This window comes from Paraburkholderia sediminicola (assembly GCF_046030555.1).
GTDB lineage: Bacteria > Pseudomonadota > Gammaproteobacteria > Burkholderiales > Burkholderiaceae > Paraburkholderia > Paraburkholderia sediminicola_E.
In genome coordinates this window covers 1-3,045 of sequence record NZ_JAQQCH010000057.1, presented here as the reverse complement: position 1 = coordinate 3,045, position 3,045 = coordinate 1, and the positions used below count along the sequence as shown (strand labels likewise).

At 64.1% G+C, this 3,045-nt stretch carries 1 protein-coding gene; it reads left to right on the top strand.

The genetic code is table 11. The features are described from left to right. Positions 1-3,045, top strand: a 3,045-nt coding sequence (putA, locus tag PQQ52_RS34530) for a trifunctional transcriptional regulator/proline dehydrogenase/L-glutamate gamma-semialdehyde dehydrogenase (RefSeq protein ID WP_408221499.1), incomplete at both ends; no start/stop codon positions are given.

The following is a 3,045-nucleotide window of genomic DNA, read 5'->3' as shown; positions in this document are numbered from 1 at the left end:
TCCGTTCCTCGAATTCGCGCAGAACGTGCAACCGCAATCGGTGCTGCGCGCGGCGATCACTGCTGCGTACCGCCGTCCTGAGCCGGAATGCTTGCCGTTCCTGGTCGGCCAGGCGCGTCTGCCGGCGAATCTCGCAGGCGAAGTGCAGGCAATGGCCGGCAAGCTGGTCGAAACGCTGCGCACCAAGAGCAAGGGCGGCGGTGTCGAAGGGCTGATTCACGAGTTTTCGCTGTCGAGTCAGGAAGGCGTCGCGCTAATGTGCCTCGCCGAAGCGCTGCTGCGCATTCCCGATCGCGCCACGCGCGACGCGCTGATCCGCGACAAGATCAGCAAGGGCGACTGGAAGTCGCACGTCGGCCAGGCGCCGTCGTTGTTCGTCAACGCCGCGACTTGGGGGCTGATGATCACCGGCAAGCTGGTGACGACCAATAGCGAAACGGGGCTGTCGTCGGCACTTACCCGCCTGATCGGCAAGGGCGGCGAGCCGCTGATCAGGAAGGGCGTCGATATGGCGATGCGCCTGATGGGCGAGCAGTTCGTCACCGGCGAGAACATCTCCGAAGCGCTGGCTAACAGCCGCAAGTACGAAGCACGCGGTTTCCGCTACTCGTACGACATGCTCGGTGAAGCAGCCACGACCGAAGCCGACGCGCAACGCTACTACGCCTCGTACGAACAGGCGATCCACGCCATCGGCAAGGCAGCCGGCGGCCGTGGCATTTACGAAGGCCCGGGCATCTCGATCAAGCTCTCCGCGCTGCACGCACGCTATTCGCGTTCGCAGCAGGAACGCACGATGATCGAACTGCTGCCGCGCGTGCGCTCTTTGGCGATTCTCGCGCGCCGTTACGACATCGGCCTGAACATCGACGCTGAAGAAGCCGACCGCCTCGAAATCTCGCTCGACCTGCTGGAAGCACTGTGCTTCGATCCGGAGCTGGCGGGCTGGAACGGCATCGGTTTCGTGGTGCAGGCGTATCAGAAGCGTTGCCCGTTCGTGATCGACTACCTGATCGATCTGGCGCGCCGCAGCCGTCACCGCATCATGGTCCGCCTCGTGAAGGGTGCGTACTGGGATACCGAAATCAAGCGTGCACAAGTGGACGGCCTCGAAGGCTATCCGGTTTACACGCGCAAGATCTACACGGACGTGTCGTACGTTGCCTGCGCGAAGAAGCTGCTCGGCGCGCCGGATGCGGTTTATCCGCAGTTCGCGACGCACAACGCGCATACGCTGTCGGCGATCTATTACCTTGCGGGCAACAATTACTACCCCGGCCAGTACGAGTTCCAGTGCCTGCACGGCATGGGCGAACCGCTGTATGAGGAAGTCACCGGTCGCGACAAGCTGAATCGTCCGTGCCGCGTGTATGCGCCGGTCGGCACGCATGAAACGCTGCTTGCGTACCTCGTGCGCCGTCTGCTGGAGAACGGTGCAAACACCTCGTTCGTGAACCGCATTGCCGATGAAAGCGTCGCGATCAAGGACCTGATCGCCGACCCGGTCGACGAAGCGTCGAAGGTCGTTCCGCTCGGCGCGCCGCACGCGAAGATTCCGCTGCCGCGCAATCTGTTTGGCGCCGAGCGTCTTAATTCGATGGGCCTGGATCTGTCGAACGAGCATCGTCTGGCGTCGCTGTCGTCGGCATTGCTGGCGAGTGCGCATCATCCGTGGCGGGCCACGCCGATGCTCGAAGACAACGAGATCGCCGTGGGCGTCGCACGTGATGTGCGTAACCCGGCCGATCATCGCGACCTCGTCGGCACGGTCGTCGAAGCAACGTCGGAGCACGTGAGCGCTGCATTGGCGCACGCGGTCGCCGCCGCGCCGATCTGGCAGGCCACACCGGTCGATGCCCGCGCCGATTGCCTCGCGCGTGCCGCCGACCTGCTCGAAGCGCAGATGCATACGCTGATGGGTCTCGTGGTGCGTGAAGCCGGCAAGTCGCTGGCGAACGCGGTCGCGGAAATCCGTGAAGCGATCGATTTTCTGCGCTATTACTCGACGCAGATCCGCGACGAGTTCTCGAACGACACCCACCGCCCGCTCGGTCCGGTGGTGTGTATCAGCCCGTGGAACTTCCCGCTGGCGATCTTCATGGGCCAGGTGGCTGCGGCGCTTGCTGCAGGCAACACCGTGCTCGCGAAGCCGGCCGAGCAAACGCCGCTGATCGCCGCGCAAGCCGTGCGTATCCTGCGCGAAGCCGGCGTGCCGGCGGGCGCGGTACAACTGCTGCCGGGTGACGGCGAAACGGTCGGCGCCGCGCTGGTCGCCGATCCGCGCACCCGCGCGGTGATGTTCACCGGCTCGACCGAAGTCGCGCGTCTGATCAACAGGACGTTGTCGAACCGGCTCGATCCGGACGGCAAGCCGATTCCGTTGATCGCCGAAACGGGCGGCCAGAATGCGATGATCGTCGATTCGTCGGCGCTTGCTGAACAGGTGGTCGCGGACGTGCTGCAGTCGTCGTTTGATTCCGCCGGTCAACGGTGTTCGGCGTTGCGCGTTCTTTGTCTACAAGAAGATGTTGCGGACCGCACGCTGGAAATGCTGACCGGCGCGATGCGCGAACTGTCGGTGGGCAATCCGGATCGCCTGTCGATCGACGTCGGCCCGGTGATCGACCTCGACGCGAAGCGCGGCATCGACGCGCACGTTGCCGCGATGCGCGAGAAAGGCCGCAAGGTCGAGCAACTGCCGATGCCGGAAGGTGGCGCACAAGGCACGTTTGTGCCGCCGACGCTGATCGAACTCGACAGCATCGACGAATTGAAGCGTGAAGTGTTCGGCCCGGTGCTGCATGTGGTGCGTTATCGTCGCAGCCAGCTGGACAAGCTGCTTGAGCAAATCCGCTCGACCGGCTATGGCCTGACGCTCGGCATCCACACGCGGATCGACGAAACCATCGCGCACGTGATCAGCCGCGCGCATGTCGGCAACATCTACGTGAACCGCAATGTGATCGGCGCGGTGGTCGGGGTGCAGCCGTTTGGGGGTGAAGGGTTGTCGGGCACGGGTCCGAAAGCAGGCGGCGCGCTGTATCT